Source organism: Haliea sp. (genome assembly GCF_040222615.1).
In the GTDB taxonomy this organism is placed as follows: domain Bacteria; phylum Pseudomonadota; class Gammaproteobacteria; order Pseudomonadales; family Halieaceae; genus Haliea.
The window spans coordinates 13,247-31,205 of sequence record NZ_JAVKCQ010000217.1 but is presented as its reverse complement, the minus strand read 5'-3'; the positions used below and the strand labels follow the sequence as shown (position 1 = coordinate 31,205).

Here is a 17,959-nt window from a genome sequence, read left to right as displayed (position 1 = left end):
GCCGGTGGCGCTGATGGAAGTGCAACTGTCGATGTAGGGGTTGCACCATTCCACCAGGCCATTGCCCGCCGCCACCAGCCAGGTCAGGTGGACCGCAAGGAACGGCAGCAGGGCTGCCAGCAGGGCGATAATCCGCAGGTTCATGGCCCCGATTCTACCACTGCCTTGTGCTATCCTCGCCCATTTCCCCGGAGGTCCGGTCACAACGATGGAACAACTGCAGCAGCTGTCAGCAAGCTTCGCCAACGCAGTCTGGGGCACCCCGCTGGTGGTTCTGCTGCTGGGTGGGGGGCTGTTCTTTGCCATCTATTCACGCTTCCTGCCCTACCGTCACTTCGCCCACGGTATCGGCATCATGCTGGGGCGGCACGACACGCCGGACCAGCCCGGGGAATTGAGCCACGCCCAGGCCCTGGCCGCGGCGCTGTCCGGCACCATGGGCCTGGGCAATATATCCGGGGTGGCGCTGGCCATCGTCGCCGGTGGCCCGGGCGCCGTGTTCTGGATGTGGATGTCGGCGCTGGTGGGGATCGCGACCAAGTTTTTCACCTGTACCCTGGGGGTGATGTACCGCGGCACGGACAGCGAGGGCAAGCTGCAGGGCGGGCCCATGTACATCATCCGCGAGGCCCTGCCGCGGGGTTTCTATCCGCTGGCAATCCTGTTCTCCCTGGCCGGGCTGATCGGCACCCTGCCGATATTCCAGGCCAACCAGCTGACCGCGCTGCTGCGGGAGAACCTGTTCGCCGGTGGCGAGCCCCTGCTGACCAGTTTCCTGATCGGCTGCGTGATGGCGGCAATAGTGGCGACAGTCATTTTTGGCGGCCTGCAACGGGTCGCCAGGGTCGCTGTTGCGCTGCTGCCGGTGATGGTCGTGACCTATCTGGGCATGACGCTCTACCTGCTGCTGCTGCACCACGCGCAGGTACCTGGCCTGCTGATCAGTATTGTTACCGATGCCTTCAACCCCCAGGCCGTGGGCGGCGGTTTGCTCGGGGTGATCCTGATCGGTGTCAGCCGGGGGGTTTTCTCCAACGAAGCCGGGGTAGGCACCGAGGTCATGGCCCACGGCGCGGCCAGGACCAATGAGCCGATCAGGGAGGGCCTGGTGGCAATGATGGGGCCGGTGGCGGACACCCTGATTGTCTGTACCTGCACCGCACTGGTGATCCTGCTGGCGGGCACCTGGACGGACCCGGGTGAACTGTCCGGTATCACCCTCACCGCCAATGCCTTCCGCGCGGACCTCGGTCTTCCGGGAGTGGGCCTGTTGTTGTTCGTCACCCTGGTCCTCGCCAGCACCACCATGTTCACCATGTGGTACTACGGCGCCAAGTGCTTCGGCTTCCTGTTTGGGGCCCGCCTGCAGCACCTCTACCGCTGGTTCTTCGTGCTGGCGGTGGTGTTCGGGGCCAGTGTCAGCATCGACGTCGTGTTCAACCTGATTTCCGGCTCCTACGGCCTCATGGCGATACCCACCATGGTCGCCACCCTGATGCTGGCCGGCCGGGTCAAGGCGGCGGCGAAGGAATATTTCCACCGTCACCCCTACTAGGAGCCTATGGCATGTCAGGCAATAACAGGCGCGGCCTCACTGTCGGCGTCCTCGGCGGGATGGGACCCGAGGCTACGGTGGACTTCATGGCCCGGGTTATCGCGGCCACCCCCGCCAGCTGCGACCAGGATCATATCCACCTGCTGGTGGACCACAATCCCGGTGTCCCCGATCGCCACGCCGCCATCGCCGGCACCGGGCCCGGCATAGGCCCCGACCTGGCGGCAATGGCGCAGAGACTCGAGACCGCCGGCGCGGACTTCCTGGTCATGGTCTGCAACACGGCGCACGCCTTTGCCGACGATATCCGGGCCGCGGTCAGTATCCCCTTCATCAGTATTGTCGATGTGGTCATGGACGCCGTGCGCGAACATCCAGCCCCAACGGTCGGCGTGATGGCCGCCGACGGCTGCCTGCAGTCGGGCCTGTACCAGCAGGCGCTGGTAGCGGCGGGGCGGGAACCGGTGCTGTGGTCAGCGCCGGAACAGACCCGGTTCATGGCGCTGCTCTGGCGGATCAAGGCCGGCGAGCGCGACCCGGGGATCCGGGCCGACCTGCGGGCCCTGGCCGCCAGCCTGGAATTCGCCGGAGCCGAGCTGCTGCTGGCCGGCTGTACGGAGATTCCACTGGTGTTAAGCCCCGGTGACACCAGTGCAGACCTGTTATCCTCTACCGACCTGCTGGTGCGGCGCACGATCGAACTGGCCCGGAAACCCTGAACCAACAATCCTGAGCTCTCCACCCAGAACCAGAGAGGAATCACCCATGCATCTGGCCCGCTTTCCCCGCATCAAACTCGCCCACCTGCCCACGCCGCTGGAGTACCTGCCGCGTCTCAGTGAACATCTGGGAGGGCCGAAAATATACGTCAAGCGCGACGATTGCACCGGACTGGCCAGCGGCGGCAACAAGACCCGCAAGCTGGAGTTCCTGCTTGCCGATGCCCGCCAGCAGGGCGCCGATACCATCATTACCCAGGGCGCGGTCCAGTCCAACCACGCCCGCCAGACCGCCGCCGCGGCGGCCCGCCTGGGCATGGCCTGCGAACTGCTGTTCGAAAACCGCATCGCCCAGCCCAGCGAAATCTACCTGAACTCGGGCAACGTGTTCCTCGACCGTCTGCTGGGGGCCAACACCCGCCATTATCCGGGCGGTACCGATATGAACGCGGCCATGGAAGAGGTAGCCGCCGAGGTGCGCAGCCGCGGCGGCGTGCCCTACATCATTCCCGGCGGTGGCTCCAACGCCATCGGTGCCCTCGGTTATGTCGACTGCGCCCTGGAACTGCTGCAACAGGCCAATCAGGCCCAGCTGCACATTGATTGCGTGGTCCATGCTACCGGCAGCGCCGGCACCCAGGCCGGACTGGTTACCGGCCTGCGCGCCACCCACTCGGACATTCCGGTACTGGGCATCGGCGTCAACGCACCCCGGGACATCCAGGAAGAGAGGGTCTACAAGCTGGCCGTGGAAACAGCGGCCTACATCGGTGCCGGCAACTGCGTCAGACGGGAGGACGTGGTGGCGAACTGCGACTACATCGGCGGCGGCTACGGTGTTCCCACCGAAGGCATGCGCGAAGCGCTGGCACTACTGGCCCGGCTGGAGGGCCTGCTGTTCGACCCGGTCTACAGCGGCAAGGGGCTGGCCGGCCTGGTCGATCTGGTGCAGAAGCGCCATTTCCGGGCCGAGCAGAATATCGTCTTCCTGCATACCGGGGGCTCTGCAGGGCTGTTTGGCTACAGCAACGACCTTCTCTAGATCGGCGCCAGACAGGGCGCCGCCGGTAACAGTTTCCGGCGGCGCGCAGGGCTCAGGCCGCAGCGGTCTGACCCCGTTCCGCGGCCTTGTTGATGGCGCCGAGAATGCCGTCCAGTGAGGCCTGGATGATGTCCGAGCTGCGGCCAACGCCGCAGAACCGCTCGCCGTCAATATTGAGCTGGATGTAGCACACCGCCTCCGCATCCGCACTCTGGCTCAGGGCGTGCTCACTGTACTCCACCAGTACGATCTGCCTGCCGGTAAAGCGCTGCATGGCATCCACAAAGGACGCCACCACGCCGTTGCCGGTACCGCTCAGGGTGCTGCGGGCGCTGCCTTCGAGCAATTCCGCACGCAGCTGGTCAACGTTGTCAGCACGATTGACCTGGTAGTCCCCCAGGCGCCAGCGGCCGTCACCGGACAGGTAGGTGCGCTGGAACAGGTCGTGGATGGCCTCCGGGGACAGCTCCGACTCCTGCTCCTCGGCATGGGCCTGCACCACCGGGCTGAAATCGATCTGCAGCCAGCGCGGCAGTTCATAGCCGTAACTGCGCTCCAGGACGTAAGCCACCCCGCCCTTGCCCGACTGGCTGTTGATGCGGATGACCTCCTGGTAGGAGCGGCCGATATCCGCCGGGTCGATGGGCAGGTAGGCCACCTGCCAGGGCGCCCGCTCGTCCCGCTTCGCCAGGCATTTCTTGATCGCGTCCTGGTGGCTGCCGGAGAAGGCGGTGAACACCAGCTCACCGGCGTAGGGGTGCCGGGGATGAATCGGCAGCTGGGTACACTCCTTCACGGTCTGGATAATCTCGTCCATTTGACCCAGCTGCAGCTCCGGGTCCACACCCTGGCTGTAGAGGTTCATCGCCATGGTGACGATATCCATGTTGCCGGTGCGCTCGCCATTGCCCATCAGGGTGCCTTCCACCCGGTCGGCGCCGGCCAGCACGCCCAGCTCCGCCGCCGCCACGCCACAGCCGCGGTCGTTGTGGGTGTGCAGGGAAATCAGCAGGGACTCGCGATTGCGAACATGGTCGCAGAACCACTCGATCTGGTCCGCGTAAACATTGGGCGTGCTCATTTCCACGGTCGCCGGCAGATTGATAATGACCGGCTTGTCGGGGCTGGGCTGCCACACGGCGGTTACCGCATCGACCACCTCCACGGCGAAGTCCAGCTCGGTGCCGGTAAAGCTTTCCGGCGAATACTCGAAGATCCATTCGGTTTCCGGATAACGAGCGGCGGTATCCCGCACCAGTCGGGCACCCTTGACGGCGATATCGATGATCCCGGCCCGGTCGAGCCCGAACACCTGCTCGCGCTGCACGGTGGAGGTGGAGTTGTAGACGTGCACGATCGCGCGCCGCGCGCCGCGCAGGGCCTCGAAAGTTTTCTCGATCAGCTCGGGCCGGGCCTGGGTCAGTACCTGGATAGTGACATCCTCCGGTATCCGCCCGTTCTCGATCAGCTCGCGACAGAAATTGAAATCATGGCTGGAGGCCGAAGGAAAGCCGACCTCGATTTCCTTGAAGCCGATCTTCACCAGCTGATCCCAGAGGCGGGATTTCTGCCGCCCGGTCATGGGCTCGATCAGGGCCTGGTTACCGTCGCGCAGGTCCACACTGCACCAGCGGGGCGCGCGGGTGATCTGCTGGTCCGGCCAGCGCCGGGACGCCATCCGGACAGGCTGGAAGGGCTGGTACTTGCGGTAATCAAACTGGCTCATGTGCGCCTTTCCTCCGGGTGCAGGTTCGCTGCACTTGCGCGTTAATTGGGGGCTGTTCACCTGCGGGTCGCAAAGGATTGTAGCCCGCCTGACCGACCCTCATGAGGCCTCGCCCTGATACACAACGCGGGGATGGTGCGCAGTGTGGCGGCGGCAGGTGTTACAACAGCCAGGCGCACAGTATAAGGGGTAGCCGCAGGTGATTTGCTGCAAATATTCCAGTGATATCGCCAGTTATTGGTTTATTATTGCTGGTTTCTCCCTATACTTGGATTTATTCGCCAAGGAGAACCCCCCAATGGCCTGCTGGTTGCTCAAAACCGAACCCGACACCTTCAGTATAGATGACCTGGCATCCCGTCCAGGGCAGACGGAACCCTGGGACGGGGTGCGCAATTACCAGGCGCGCAATTTTATCCGCGACGGAATGCGGGTAGGGGACGAGGTGCTGGTCTACCATTCAAGCTGCGCGGTGCCGGGCGTGGTCGGCCTGGCCCGTGTCGCCGGCAAGCCGCGGCCGGACCCGACCCAGTTCGACCCGGAATCCCCCTACTTCGACCCGGGCAGCGACCCCGACCACCCCCGCTGGGTACTGGTGGACGTTCGCTATCTGCGGCACTTGCCGCGGCCCGTGACGCTGGCGGAACTGAAGCAGCATGCGGACGCCCTGGATGGCCTCGCCCTGCTCAGGCGCAGCCGCCTGTCGGTCATGCCGGTGAGCGAGGCACAGCGGGATTTCATCCTGGCCCTCGCCGGAGACGGGAGTGCGAAGGCATGAAACTGGACCGTACCGACCGCCGTATTCTCGACATCCTGCAGCGGGATGGCCGGATCAGCAACCTGGAGCTGGCCGAGCGTATCGGCCTGTCGCCCACGCCCTGCTCCCGGCGGGTGAAGCGGCTGGAGGAGTCCGGCCTGATCCGCGGCACCGCCACCCTGCTGGACCAGTCCCGGCTGGGGCTCAAGCTGACCGCCTATATCGGGATCAGCATGGACCGCCACACCCCCGACCGCTTCGATGCCTTCGAAAACCAGGTCCGCGACTTTCCCGAAGTCATGGAGTGCTCGGTGGTAACCGGCCAGAGCGCGGACTATCTGCTCAAGGCGGTGGTACCGGACATGCAGTACTACGAACGCTTCCTGCTCGGCAAGCTGACCCGGATTCCCGGCGTAACCGGGGTGCACTCCAGTTTCGAGCTGCGGCGGGTGGTGCAGAACACGGCCCTGCCCCTCGACCATATCGACAATGATACCGAGGTCTGACCCGGGAACCGGCCATTCCTGCCAGTTTTGCTGGCCGTTACGGAACTTGCCGGGCCGGGGCGGGTGAAGGCATTATCCCGGCAAACCCAGGGGGAGCTGCAGCATGCAAGCAATGAAGGACAAGGTAGCGCTGGTCACCGGCGGCGCCAGCGGCATGGGCCGCATCATCGCCCTGCGACTGGCCGGTAACGGCGCGCGGGTAGCCATCTTCGATGTCAACGAGGAGGGCCTTGAGGCAACGGCCGCCGGCGGCGGCACCATTACACCCATCCGCTGTGACATCGGCGACCTGGCGGATGTGGAGGCGAAAGTCGCGCAGGTCCAGGAAACCCTGGGGCCCATAGACCTGCTGGTGCATGCGGCAGCGCTGATGCCCAGCCACAAGCTGGTCGACCACACCCATGCGGGCATGGAGCGCCTGTTCCGGATCAACTACTTTGGCACCGCCTATATGGTCCAGGCGGTACTCCCGGAGATGCTCCGGCGGCGCAGCGGGCGGATAATCGCCTTTGGCTCTATCGCCGGCCACGCGCTGGTACCGCACATGGGCGGTTATTGCGCCACCAAATCCGCGGTCAACACCTATATGGAAGTATTGCAGAACGAGCTGCGAAATTCCGGGGTGCGGATTCACCTGGTATGCCCACCCGCGGTCAACACGCCCCTGATCGACCAGACACTCGCCACCGACAGCCCCGGGAGTATCATCGAAGCGAAAAAATCCGGCCGTCTCGCGAATCCGGAAAAAATCGTCGACGCCATTGAGAAGGGCGTCGCCAGGGACAAGGACATCATCTACCCCGGCGAGGCCCGCCTGTTGATGCTGTGGCACACCCTGTTTCCGCGTCTGTGGTGGAAAACCGTGCTCAACTTCGAAAAGGACTGAGCCCGGGCCCGGGTCAACCGGGCTGTCATAGGCCGGGCGGGGCAGCCGTGATAGCATCTGCGCCCCATGACCAACCGTCACCTCACTGCTGATTCCCGCTGGCTGCTCCTGCTGCTCGCGGCCCTGGTTGCGCTCGGACCGCTTAGCGTTGACATGTACCTGCCGGCGATGCCGGCGATGCGCGCCGCGCTGGACACCAGCATTGGCAATATCCAGCTCACTTTCAGCGTTTACCTGGCCGGATTTGCGCTGTTTCACCTGGTGTGCGGGCCACTGGCAGACCGCTACGGGCGCAAGCCGGTGATTACGGTCGGCACCCTGCTGTTCGTGCTCGGCTGCATTGGCTGCAGCCTGGCGACAACGGTGGAGGAGTTATTGCTCTACCGGTTCCTGCAGGGTGTCGGAGCCTGTGTCGGGCCCACCCTGGCGCGGACAATCACCCGCGACCTGTATGGCCCCAGACGGGCGGCACGAGCCCTGTCGCTGATTGCCATGCTGATGGCGCTGGCGCCGGCGGTCGCGCCAAGCCTCGGCAGCGCGCTGATGCTGGTATTTCCCTGGCCCAGCATTTTTGTCTTCCTCGGCACCTACGGCGCACTGATGCTGCTGCTGGTGCAGCGCTATCTGGGCGAGTCCCTGCCCGCGCCGCAGAGCCTGCATCCGAGGACGATCATGCACAATTACCGTACCTTGTTGCGCAGCGGCCCCTTCATGACGGTAGTGGTCACGAGTTCCCTGGTTTACGCCGGGTTGATGGTTTACCTGGCGTCATCCGGCTTCGTCTACCTGGAGATGTTGAACGTGCCGGTGATGTATTTCGGGCCCATTTTCCTCTCCACCGTAGCCGGCTACATCAGCGGCAGCGCGCTCAGCGCCCGCCTGGCGAGCCGCCTGGAATCGCCCCGGGTACTGCTGCTGGGCACGGCCCTGGCGGCCGGTGCAAGTGTCTGCATGGGCGCTGCCGGCACCGTGTTTCCACAGAGTGTGCTCGCCCTGATGCTGCCGATGATGTTCTACACCGCGGGCCTGGGGCTGACCCTGCCCCACGCCATGAGCCTCGCCCTGCAGCCCTATCCGCAGATGGCCGGCACTGCCTCGGCACTGCTGGGATTCATCCAGATGGCAATCGCCGCCTCTGCGGGAGCGCTGGTCAGCCTGTTTCTGGTCGCCTCGCCCCGTCCCATGCTGGTCACCATGGCGGCGCTGTCAGTGGCGGCGCTGGCGCTGGGGTGGAGGGTTCGACAGCAGAGCTTCACCGCGCCGGAGTAAACTCCAGGTCGGCGATAACCAGGCGGTCACGGCCGCACTGTTTCGCCTCGTAGAGTGCGTTGTCAGCCCGCGCCAGCCACCGCGACCAGTCCTCTCCGGACTTCAGAATGGCCGCCCCGGCGGAGAACCGGATGGGGCCTTCGGGGCCTGGTACGCCACCGCTGAGACGGCGGTGCAGCTCCGGCAAGGTGGTCGCCGCGGTGGCGGCGGACATCCCCCGCAGCAGCACTACAAATTCCTCCCCACCCATGCGGTACAACCCATCCTCAAGACGCAGGGCGGCGCGCACGCTGGCGGCAAAGCGCTCCAGCACCTGGTCGCCGGCCTCATGCCCGTAGTTGTCGTTGATCTGCTTGAACAGGTCCAGGTCGATTACCATGACCGTGCTTTCGAAATCCGCACTGCGGCGACGCTCGGCGATGGTCGCCTCAAGATGCTGTTGCATAAGGCGGCGATTACCGACCCCTGTGAGCGGATCCTGCGTAGCCTGCTCCGCCAGCATACGGCGCTGTTCGCGCAACTGGTCGGTAACGACCAGGCCGAACCCCGCCATCAACACCGCCACGGTCACCCAGCTGACCTGCTCCAGAGGCGAGTCAAAGAGCCGCATGTGTGCCGCGAGGACCACGATCACCAGGCCATTCAGGCCCACAGCCTGGGTGCGCGGCAACACCAGGCAGTTGATCCAGATAACGAGAAAAGCCCAGAGCAGGCCGTTGCTGCTGACCAACAGCGCACTGAGCAGGGCCGAGGCCGAGATGGTCAGTCCGAACAGGCTCAATGCATAGGGTGCGAAGCGGCGGGAACGGCCCAGCATCAGGGTGAATGCCAGCATCGAGACTATGACTACATTGGTTGCCGCGCCCGGAAGATCGCCGTCCTGGTAGCGATACAGGGCGAAACCACTGATGATGAGCGCGGAGACGCCGCCGATGTAGTTCATCACCGACAGCTCGAGGCGACGGGTCCCGCCTGCAGGGAACGCCATGCGACCAGCGATGCCGTTGTCCGGTGCCGTCTGCTCCGAGCTCACGCCCTGATAGCCATAGGTGGAACCTTGCCAATACCGCTGCTGATCCCGGAATATGCCACAGCTCCCCGGCAGCGGCAAACACGGGGTGCGCCGTCGCGGGGCCAACTGACCACAGGGCCGGCCTGTGGCATACTGCGGCCACCCTGCCCTGGAGAACGAAGCCTTGCACAGTGCCGCAGATGTCACCCAACTAATCGGCAACACGCCGCTGCTCTACCTGCGCGAGGTATCGGAGCGCACAGGCTGCCGCATCCTTGGCAAAGCAGAATTCCTGAACCCGGGCGGCTCGGTCAAGGACCGCACCGCGCTCGGCATCATCCGCGCAGCCGAAGCCAGCGGCGAGCTGCGGCCGGGCGGCCGGATCGTCGAGGGCACGGCAGGCAATACCGGTATCGGCCTGACGCTGCTGGCAAATGCGCTGGGCTACAAGAGCACCGTGGTCATGCCCATCAGCCAGAGCAAGGAGAAGATTGACACCCTGGAACTGCTCGGCGCCGAGCTCCACCTGGTGCCGGCAACGTCCTACAGCGAACCCGGGCACTATATCCACACGGCCCAGCGGCTGGCGGAAAAATACGCCGGCTCCGAACCCGCGGGCGCGGTGTGGGCCCGGCAGTTCGACAACCTCGCCAACATGGAGATACACCGCGACACCACCGGGGAGGAAATCTGGACCCAGACCGGGGGCAAGGTTGACGGTTTCATCTGCGCAGTCGGCACTGGCGGCACCCTGGCGGGTGTATCCGCCGCCCTCAAGGCCCATCGCCGCGACATCGTGATCGGTCTGGCTGACCCGCAGGGAGCCTCGCTGTATCACTACTTCAAGGACGGCCACCTGGCACCCACCGGCGGCAGCTCCATTGTCGAAGGTATTGGCATCAACCATGTGACGGGAAACATCGCCGAGGCCCGGGTGGACAGCGCATTCGCTATCACTGACAGCGAGGCCCTGCCGGTACTGTTCGACCTGCTCCAGCACGAGGGATTGTGCCTGGGCGGCTCAGCCGGTATCAATATCGCCGGCGCCGTCAGACTCGCCGAGCAGATGGGCCCCGGACACACCATCGTCACCATTCTTTGCGACTATGGCAACCGCTACCAGAGCAAGCTTTTCAACCCCGCATTCCTGCACAACAAGGGCCTGCCGGTACCGGCGTGGCTCGACGTTTGACCCCACCTCAAGAGGAACACAATGAAGATTGGCATCATCAGTGGCAGCCACCGACCGAACTCCCAGAGCAGCAAGGTCGGCCGTTATATCGAGCAGGTCCTCACCGAACAGGCGCTCTGTGACAGCTGCTGGTTCTATGACCTTGGGGGCAATCCGCTGCCGCTGTGGGAGGAGGGCGTCTGGGACCAGGACAATGCCCAATGGCAGGACAAGCTGGAACCCCTGGGGCGAGAGCTGCACAGCTGTGACGCCTTCGTCATTATCTCACCGGAATGGCACGGCATGGTTCCGGCGGGACTGAAGAACTTCCTGCTGATGTGGACGGCGGGGGGCGAACTCGCGCACAAGCCGGCACTGATCGTGGCGGTCTCTGCCTCTGTCGGTGGCGCCTATCCCGTCGCGGAGCTGCGCATGAGCGGGTACAAGAACAACCGTCTCTGCTTCCTCCCGGAACACCTGATCGTGCGCAAAGTTGGCTCGGTCTTCAATGCCGACAGCGCAGACAATGACCCCAAGTCGCAGCAGTACCTGAGTGAGCGCACGCTGTACTGCCTGCAGCTGTTGCGCGAATACGGACTGGCCCTGCGCCAGGTAAGGGACAGCGGCAAGGCATCGCTGGCGGTCTACAGCACGGGGATGTAGCCCGGACCGTCAGTCTGGCTGCCACAGCACAACCCGGTCGCGGCCGGCCGCCTTGGCCCGGTACAGGGCCTTGTCGGCGCGACCCAGCAGGCTGTCGATATGGTCTCCCGCCCTGGCCTGCGCCAGGCCGGCACTGAAGGTCAGCGCGACAGGGGTGGTGCCCGCCCCGAAATCCGTTGCGGCGACGGCAGACCTGGCCCGGTCCAGCATGATCCGGGCCTCCCCGGGTTCCGTGTCCGGCAACAACAACACGAACTCCTCACCACCATACCTTGCCAACACATCGGATGATCGCAACTGCGCCTTGCAGCCCTCGGCAAACGCCCGCAATACCTGGTCGCCAAAACTGTGCCCGTAGCTGTCGTTGAGGCGCTTGAAATGATCCAGATCGATCATCGCCAGGCAGAGGGAGCGCTGGTGGCGCAGGGCGTGTGCGAGATCGCGGTCGGCGATTGCATTAAAGGCCCGGCGGTTGAGCAGGCCCGTGAGCTCGTCCAGGGTGGCCAGGTGCTGCGCCCGGGCCTCGTGGTCCCGGCTGACCGCCAGAATACGCTGCATCGTCATCAGGGTGACGCCGACAAATCCCATGACCAGCGCCGGCAACGCGAAATTGTAGGGCAGGAGATAGCTGAAGGACTGCTGTGGCGGAATGTAGGGACGGTCTAGCAGCCAGTCGTGATAGCCGTAGTAGCCGCGCAGCAGGGTGACGGCGGAGTACAGCAGCAGGCTGAGGCCGACCAGCAGCTGGGCAGCCCGCGCTGTCTGGCCATCGCGAGTGCACAGCAGCAACCAGATTGCCTGCAGTGGCAGGAGCCCGGCGATGGTGGAATACACGCCCATCAGAAAGTCGGAATTGCCATCGAACATCCAGTAATGGACGTTGAAAGCGACCATGATGCCGACACTGGCGGGCACGATCCAGAGGGGCAGTGGCCGCCCCATGAAGCGAAAAATCCCGAGCAGGAACAGTGCCTCCCCGGCCAGTTGACCGGCATTGCCCAGCACATTGAGCACCGGGTTGCCGGTCACCATGAAACCGATGAAGAGCACCACCCCCAGGATGAGGACCCAGCCGGCAGCCATCCAGAAGGCCGGGCCAGCGTAGGACCTGGACACATACCAGAGAGCGGTTGCCGACACGGCGATCGCCAGCAGGAGGAGAAGCCCCAGCAGCATCGGCGAAAAGTAGATCGCTAGCACAGCTGCTGCAGCCTCAGGGGATCAGGGGAACGGGCGGGACCGCTGTCCCGCGCCCGGTTCAGGACGCGCTGGCCGTTGCGGTGAGAGCGGCGCGCTCTTGTTCGATAAGGAAATCGGCAATTTTCAGCATGTTGGCCTGGCTACCCGCCTTGCGAGTGCTGATGCGATATTTGCCATTGACCATCATTTCCGGCGTCCCGGTAATCTTCGCCGCCCGTGCCCGGCTGTTGGCCTGACGCACCTGGCTGCTGACACCGAAAGAGCCGTACGCCTTGTCGAAGTCCTCGCCGTCGACGCCGTTGGCAGTGAACAGGCTGCGAATCTCGGCCTCGGAAGCAAGGCGTTTGCCGTCAACGTTCATGGCCTGGAACATCACAGTGTGCATGGAATCGAGCACACCCAGCACCTGGGCGGCATAGTACATCGCCGCATGTAATTCCATGGGCTTGTTCCACACGGCCGGGGAACCGACAAAGGTGACATCCTCACCGAGTGTTTCTTTCCAGCGGCTGATCAGTGGCTCGAAGGTGTAACAATGGCCACAACCGTACCAGAAGAACTCCACCACCTCGACCTTGGCCGGATCAGCGGTGCGGATGGCCGGGGCAATGAGATCATAATGGGTGCCTTCTTCCCAGGTTTGTTCCTCCTGGGCGATAGCTGCCAGCGGGGCCAGCACTACCAGGGCAAGGGCTAGGAAACGCTTGAACATGGGTCTCTCCACAGTTGTAGGTTGTTACTCAGACCATGATTCCGCCGCAGTGTTCTCCCCCTGACAAAAAAGGTGGCCTTGCGGCCACCTTGGGGAAACGGCGCCAATAAACTACCTGAGGCCAGCGGCGTAGCTGGCAACAGCTTCGATTTCCATGTCGCTGAGACCAAAGGCGTTGCTGCGCATGATCCTGGTGTCGCCGTCATTGGTGCGGCCGGCCGGGTCCTCGTAGCCTTTGCGGTATTCCCGCAACTGGGTGGCGATATATTCCGGATGCTGGCCGGCGAGAGCCGGATAGCCCGCCGGCGCGTTGCCCTTGCCGTTGGGAGAGTGGCAACCGATACAGGCCGCAACCTTGCGATCGGCGACACCGGCGCGGTAGACCTTTTCCCCCAGTGCGACCAGCTCGGGATCGGTCTGGCTGCCGCTGATCTGCTGCGACGCGTAGAACGCGGCGATATCGGCCAGCTGCTGGTCGGTCATATTGTCCACCTGTCCAGCCATGGTCGGGATCGGACGGGCGCCATCGCGTATATCCCGCAACTGCTTGTACAGGTAACGCTCGCCCAACCCTGCCAGTTTGGGAAAGGTCGGGGCCAGGCTGTTGCCGTCGGCGCCATGGCACGCAGAACACATGGTCGTCAGCGGCTCCCCCGCGGCGGCGTCACCCTTGAGAAACGGGACGGCCGCACCTGCGGAGTGAGCGAAGCCAAGCAGGGCGCCGCAGAGAACAAGAACTTTCTTCATGACACTTCCAGATATGGATAGTTGGATCCGACAGATTACTCTGCGGGTGAGGACATGTAGTTGATCAGGGCCACGTAGTCTGCATCGCTACAATCGAAACACATGCCCTTCGGCGGCATGGCGTTGAGGCCATTCTTGACCGAGGTGACCAGCGCATCCATGCCCTTTTCCAGCTTCGGTGCCCAGGCCGCGGCATCGCCGGTCTTGGGCGCACCTGCTACCCCGGCATTGTGGCACACTGCACAGCTCTTGTTGTACTTGTCCATGGGCGGCTGCGCCATGGCACTCGCCGCAAACAACATCGCGCTGACTGCTAACAATTTCTTCATGCTACACCTCTGCTTACTGCCGGGAGAGAGCTGGCCAGGGATATTTCCCCGGCCAGTAAAAAAGCTGTGGCATTATATACGACTTAACCAGCGCAAAAAAGGCAAGCTCCCCGATGCAGACCACGGCCCCGGCCAATCCCGATTATCGCAGCGCCGGTTTTCTCACCAGCGCCAGCAAATTGTCCCAGTGTCCAGAGGACAGCGGCTGGGAGGTGGCCTTTGCGGGTCGCTCCAATGCGGGAAAGTCCTCTGCAATCAACAGCTTGACGGGGAACACCAAGCTCGCCCGCACATCCAGGACGCCCGGGAGAACCCAGCTGATCAACTTTTTTACCGTGAGCGAGCAGCAGCGTCTGGTCGACCTGCCCGGCTACGGTTTTGCCAAGGTGCCACTGGCGGTGAAGCGGGAGTGGACCCGGCAGCTGGAAAATTACCTGCAAAAAAGACAGAGCCTGCGGGGACTCATACTGCTGATGGACGTACGCCATCCACTACAGGCCTTCGACCAGCAGATGCTGACCTGGGCAATCGCCGCCAGCATGCCAGTGCATATTCTCCTCACCAAGGCCGACAAGCTCAAGAACGGGCCGGCCCGCAATACCCTGCTGCAGGTGCAGAAGGAGCTGCGACCGCACGGCGAGCTGGTCAGCGTACAGCTGTTTTCGGCCCTGAAACACAGCGGCCACAAGGAACTGATTGCGGTGCTGAATGCCTGGTTGACGGAGCCGTGGCAAGCGAGTGAGGGCGAGATCGAAGCGGAACCGGAAACCGGGGCATAAAAAACCCGGTTGCCCGTAGGGGGACAGGCAACCGGGACAGCTTGGGTCTCTGGGGAAGAGACTTGCCCCGCGAAGGGTCCATGGAGAGAGACCTGCGGGACTGTAGCAGCATGCTACGATCAATATGACCGGGGCTCGCGCAATAAGTTCCGTGCCTCAGTGCGCTTCATCCCAATTTTTTCCAGCACCCGCCTCGACCAGCAGGGGAACCGCCAGTTCCGCCGCCTGGCTCATCAACTCGCAAAGCGTCTCGCAGACATCGGGCACCGCATCCGCCGCCACCTCCAGCACCAGTTCATCGTGTACCTGCATGATGGTGCGGGCGTCCACACCGGCCTGCTGCAGCCAGTCATCGACTCTGAGCATGGCCCGCTTGATGATGTCCGCGGCGGTGCCCTGCATGGGCGCGTTGATCGCGGTACGCTCTGCGGCCTGGGCCCGCATCTTGTTGCGGGCATTGATTTCCGGCAGGTACAGCCGACGCCCGAACAGGGTTTCCACGAAGCCCTGTTCCCGGGCCCCGGCCCGGGTCCGGTCCATGTACTCCTGGACCCCCGGATAGCGCTCGAAGTAGAGATTGATGTACTCCTGGGCCTCGCTGCGGCCAAGGTGCAACTGGCGGGCGAGGCCGAAGGCGGACATGCCGTAAATCAGGCCGAAATTGATTGCCTTGGCCTTGCGGCGCTGGTCCCCGGACACCGACTCCAGGGGAACGCCGAACACTTCCGCCGCGGTGGCGCGGTGAACGTCGAGGCCGTCCCGGAACGCCCGCAACAGCCCCTCGTCGCCTGACAGGTGAGCCATGATGCGCAATTCGATCTGGGAGTAATCGGCAGCAACGATCCGGTAGCCCTCGGGGGCAATAAAGGCCTGGCGGATGCGGCGCCCCTCTTCGGTACGGATGGGTATGTTCTGCAGATTGGGGTCGGATGAGGACAGCCGGCCGGTCGCTGTCACCGCCTGGTGGTAGGAGGTGTGCACCCGGCCCGTGGCGGGATTGACCATGTCCGGCAGCTTGTCGGTATAGGTGGACTTCAGCTTGCTGAGGCCGCGGTACTCCAGCAGCAGCTTGGGCAGGGGGTAGTCGAGGGCCAGCTCCGCCAACACTTCCTCGGCGGTAGACGGCGCTCCTGTCGGCGTCTTGCGCAGTACCGGCAGCTCCAGCTTGTCGAACAGGATTTCGCCGAGCTGCTTGGGGGAACCCAGGTTGAATGCCTGCCCGGCGAGGTCGTGGGCTTCCGCTTCCAGCTCCTGCAAACGCTCCCCCAGCTCACGGCTCTGCTCGCGCAACAGCTCCACCGAGAGCAGCGCTCCCGTGCGCTCGATCCGCGACAGTACCGGCACCAGCGGCAACTCGATCCCGGTGTAGACGGCGCAGGGGCCGGGCAGGGCCTCCAGGCGCGGCCACAGGCTCTGGTGCAGGCGCAGGGTCACATCCGCGTCCTCGGCCGCGTAGGGCCCGGCTTGCTCCAGCTTGATCTGGTTGAAAGTCAGCTGTTTCGCGCCTTTGCCGGCGATATCCTCGAAATGGATGGTCCTGTGGCCCAGGTACTTGAGCGCCAGGCTGTCCATATCGTGGCGCGTGGCGGTGGAGTCGAGGATATACGATTCCAGCATGGTGTCGTGACGAATCCCGCGCAGGGTGATGCCGTGGTTGGCGAGCACGCTGGCATCGTACTTCAGGTTCTGGCCGACCTTGGCGAGCTGTTCGTCTTCCAGCAGCGGCTGCAGCTGCGCCAGCACCGCTTCCCGGTCCAGCTGCTCCGGCACACCGAGGTAGTCGTGGGCGAGCGGGACATAGGCGGCCTCCCCGGGTGCGACCGCGAAGGAAACGCCGACAATCCGCGCCTCCATATAATTGAGGCTGGTGGTTTCGGTGTCGAAGGCAACAAGCTCCGCCTCGCCCAGGCGCGCCAGCCAACGGTCCAGGTCCGCCTGTACGGTGACAATCTCCCAGGCGCCGGCGGTGGCTGTCGGCGGCTCCGCCCCGTCCGCCGCACCGGCATCGAGAAGCTCTTCCAGCCAACTGCGAAACTCCAGCCGGGTGTACCATTCCCGCAGGACCTCCGGGTCGGGCTCCCCGTTGCGCAGGTCCGCCACGGTCTCCGCCAGTGGCACATCGGTCTTGATGGTGGCGAGCTGATAGGAGAGGTAGGCCCGCTCCTTCTCCGCTTCCAGTTTGGCAGCCATGGTCTTGGCGCCGCGGAACGCCAGTTCCGCAACCCTGTCCAGCCCCGCATAGATCTCGTCGAGGCCGCCCAGACCCTGCAGGAGCGCCAGCGCGGTCTTCTCACCAACGCCGGGAACTCCCGGTATGTTGTCGACTTTGTCGCCCATCAGGGCGAGAAAATCTATGATCCGCGCTGGCGGAATACCAAATTTTTCCTCTACCCCCGCTTCGTCGAGGCGGCTGTCGGTCATGGTGTTGACCAGGGTGGTGTTGGCATCCACCAGCTGCGCCATGTCCTTGTCGCCGGTGGAAATCACGACCGGGCGACCCTGGCGGCTGGCCTCCCTGGCCAGGGTGCCGATGACATCGTCCGCCTCCACACCCGGCTCGCAGATCAGCGGCAGGCCCATGGCGCGGACGATAGCGTGGATAGGGTCGACCTGGGCCCGCAGCTCGTCGGGCATTGGCGGGCGCTGGGCCTTGTACTCCGCGAACAGCTCATCGCGGAATGTCTTGCCCTTGGCATCAAATACCACCGCGACAGGGCTCTCGGGGTAGTCCTTGCGCAGGCGGCGCAGCATGCTGATCACGCCCTTGACCGCCCCGGTGGGCTCACCGGTCGAGGTGTTCAGCGGCGGCAGGGCGTGAAAGGCCCGGTACAGGTAGGAAGAGCCATCCACCAGAACAATCGGCGCGCTGTGGTCAGCCATGGTCGG

Annotated in this window: 17 protein-coding genes; 10 read left to right on the top strand and 7 right to left on the bottom strand. The window is 64.1% G+C overall.

Translation table 11 applies throughout. From position 1 onward, the window contains the following. Positions 1–208: 208 nt before the first annotated feature. The 3 genes from RJQ10_RS17350 to cuyA are packed head-to-tail and all read left to right on the top strand — an operon-like array spanning position 209 to position 3,316. Positions 209–1,555, top strand: a complete 1,347-nt coding sequence (locus tag RJQ10_RS17350) for an alanine/glycine:cation symporter family protein (RefSeq protein ID WP_350148641.1) — start codon at positions 209–211, stop codon at positions 1,553–1,555. A gap of 11 nt (positions 1,556–1,566) precedes the next feature. After that, the gene (gene cuyB / locus RJQ10_RS17345; RefSeq protein ID WP_350148640.1) at positions 1,567–2,274 is read left to right on the top strand and encodes a cysteate racemase; all 708 of its coding nucleotides are present in this window, start codon (positions 1,567–1,569) and stop codon (positions 2,272–2,274) included. Between the two features lie 46 nt (positions 2,275–2,320). After that, positions 2,321–3,316 (top strand): D-cysteate sulfo-lyase, encoded by a 996-nt coding sequence (gene cuyA / locus RJQ10_RS17340; RefSeq protein ID WP_350148639.1) that lies wholly within the window; start codon positions 2,321–2,323, stop codon positions 3,314–3,316. A gap of 52 nt (positions 3,317–3,368) precedes the next feature. Here the strand turns inward: cuyA and leuA are convergent, their stop codons facing one another. Next, positions 3,369–5,042, bottom strand: coding sequence for a 2-isopropylmalate synthase (gene leuA, locus RJQ10_RS17335; protein ID WP_350148638.1), 1,674 nt, complete (start codon positions 5,040–5,042; stop codon positions 3,369–3,371). Between the two features lie 298 nt (positions 5,043–5,340). On the opposite strand from leuA, the gene RJQ10_RS17330 reads away from it, so the two are divergent. The 4 genes from RJQ10_RS17330 (at position 5,341) to RJQ10_RS17315 (ending at position 8,460) form a co-directional block, all read left to right on the top strand. Continuing rightward, positions 5,341–5,820, top strand: coding sequence for an EVE domain-containing protein (locus RJQ10_RS17330; RefSeq protein WP_350148637.1), 480 nt, complete (start codon positions 5,341–5,343; stop codon positions 5,818–5,820). Then, positions 5,817–6,305, top strand: coding sequence for an Lrp/AsnC family transcriptional regulator (locus tag RJQ10_RS17325; RefSeq protein WP_350148636.1), 489 nt, complete (start codon positions 5,817–5,819; stop codon positions 6,303–6,305). The genes RJQ10_RS17330 and RJQ10_RS17325 overlap by 4 nt, the downstream gene beginning before the upstream one ends. A gap of 103 nt (positions 6,306–6,408) precedes the next feature. Further along, positions 6,409–7,191 (top strand): SDR family NAD(P)-dependent oxidoreductase, encoded by a 783-nt coding sequence (locus RJQ10_RS17320; protein WP_350148635.1) that lies wholly within the window; start codon positions 6,409–6,411, stop codon positions 7,189–7,191. A 66-nt stretch (positions 7,192–7,257) separates the two neighbouring features. Further along, positions 7,258–8,460, top strand: a complete 1,203-nt coding sequence (locus RJQ10_RS17315; protein WP_350148634.1) for a multidrug effflux MFS transporter — start codon at positions 7,258–7,260, stop codon at positions 8,458–8,460. Here the strand turns inward: RJQ10_RS17315 and RJQ10_RS17310 are convergent. Then, positions 8,444–9,493, bottom strand: a complete 1,050-nt coding sequence (locus tag RJQ10_RS17310) for a GGDEF domain-containing protein (RefSeq protein ID WP_350148633.1) — start codon at positions 9,491–9,493, stop codon at positions 8,444–8,446. The genes RJQ10_RS17315 and RJQ10_RS17310 overlap by 17 nt on opposite strands. Positions 9,494–9,656: 163 nt before the next feature. Here RJQ10_RS17310 and RJQ10_RS17305 point away from each other — a divergent pair, with 163 nt between their 5' ends. Continuing rightward, entirely contained in the window at positions 9,657–10,664 is a 1,008-nt protein-coding gene (locus tag RJQ10_RS17305) for a cysteine synthase A (RefSeq protein ID WP_350148632.1), read from the top strand. Between the two features lie 21 nt (positions 10,665–10,685). Next, entirely contained in the window at positions 10,686–11,306 is a 621-nt protein-coding gene (locus RJQ10_RS17300) for an NADPH-dependent FMN reductase (protein ID WP_350148631.1), read from the top strand. A gap of 9 nt (positions 11,307–11,315) precedes the next feature. On the opposite strand, the gene RJQ10_RS17295 is transcribed toward RJQ10_RS17300, so the two are convergent. The 4 genes from RJQ10_RS17295 to RJQ10_RS17280 all read right to left on the bottom strand — a co-directional run bounded on the left by RJQ10_RS17295 (position 11,316) and on the right by RJQ10_RS17280 (position 14,294). After that, positions 11,316–12,506, bottom strand: coding sequence for a GGDEF domain-containing protein (locus tag RJQ10_RS17295; protein WP_350148630.1), 1,191 nt, complete (start codon positions 12,504–12,506; stop codon positions 11,316–11,318). A gap of 58 nt (positions 12,507–12,564) precedes the next feature. Beyond that, positions 12,565–13,218 carry a thiol:disulfide interchange protein DsbA/DsbL gene (locus RJQ10_RS17290; RefSeq protein ID WP_350148629.1) on the bottom strand — a complete coding sequence of 218 codons (654 nt, stop codon included), beginning with the start codon at positions 13,216–13,218 and terminating at the stop codon, positions 12,565–12,567. A 111-nt stretch (positions 13,219–13,329) separates the two neighbouring features. Further along, entirely contained in the window at positions 13,330–13,965 is a 636-nt protein-coding gene (locus RJQ10_RS17285; protein ID WP_350148628.1) for a c-type cytochrome, read from the bottom strand. Positions 13,966–14,000: 35 nt separating this feature from the next. Beyond that, positions 14,001–14,294, bottom strand: coding sequence for a c-type cytochrome (locus tag RJQ10_RS17280; RefSeq protein ID WP_350148627.1), 294 nt, complete (start codon positions 14,292–14,294; stop codon positions 14,001–14,003). A gap of 113 nt (positions 14,295–14,407) precedes the next feature. On the opposite strand from RJQ10_RS17280, the gene yihA reads away from it, so the two are divergent. Then, the gene (gene yihA, locus RJQ10_RS17275; RefSeq protein ID WP_350148626.1) at positions 14,408–15,073 is read left to right on the top strand and encodes a ribosome biogenesis GTP-binding protein YihA/YsxC; all 666 of its coding nucleotides are present in this window, start codon (positions 14,408–14,410) and stop codon (positions 15,071–15,073) included. A 156-nt stretch (positions 15,074–15,229) separates the two neighbouring features. On the opposite strand, the gene polA is transcribed toward yihA, so the two are convergent. Continuing rightward, a complete protein-coding gene (polA, locus tag RJQ10_RS17270) occupies positions 15,230–17,953 on the bottom strand; it encodes a DNA polymerase I (protein ID WP_350148625.1) in 2,724 nt (907 codons plus the stop codon). Between the last annotated feature and the right edge of the window lie 6 nt (positions 17,954–17,959).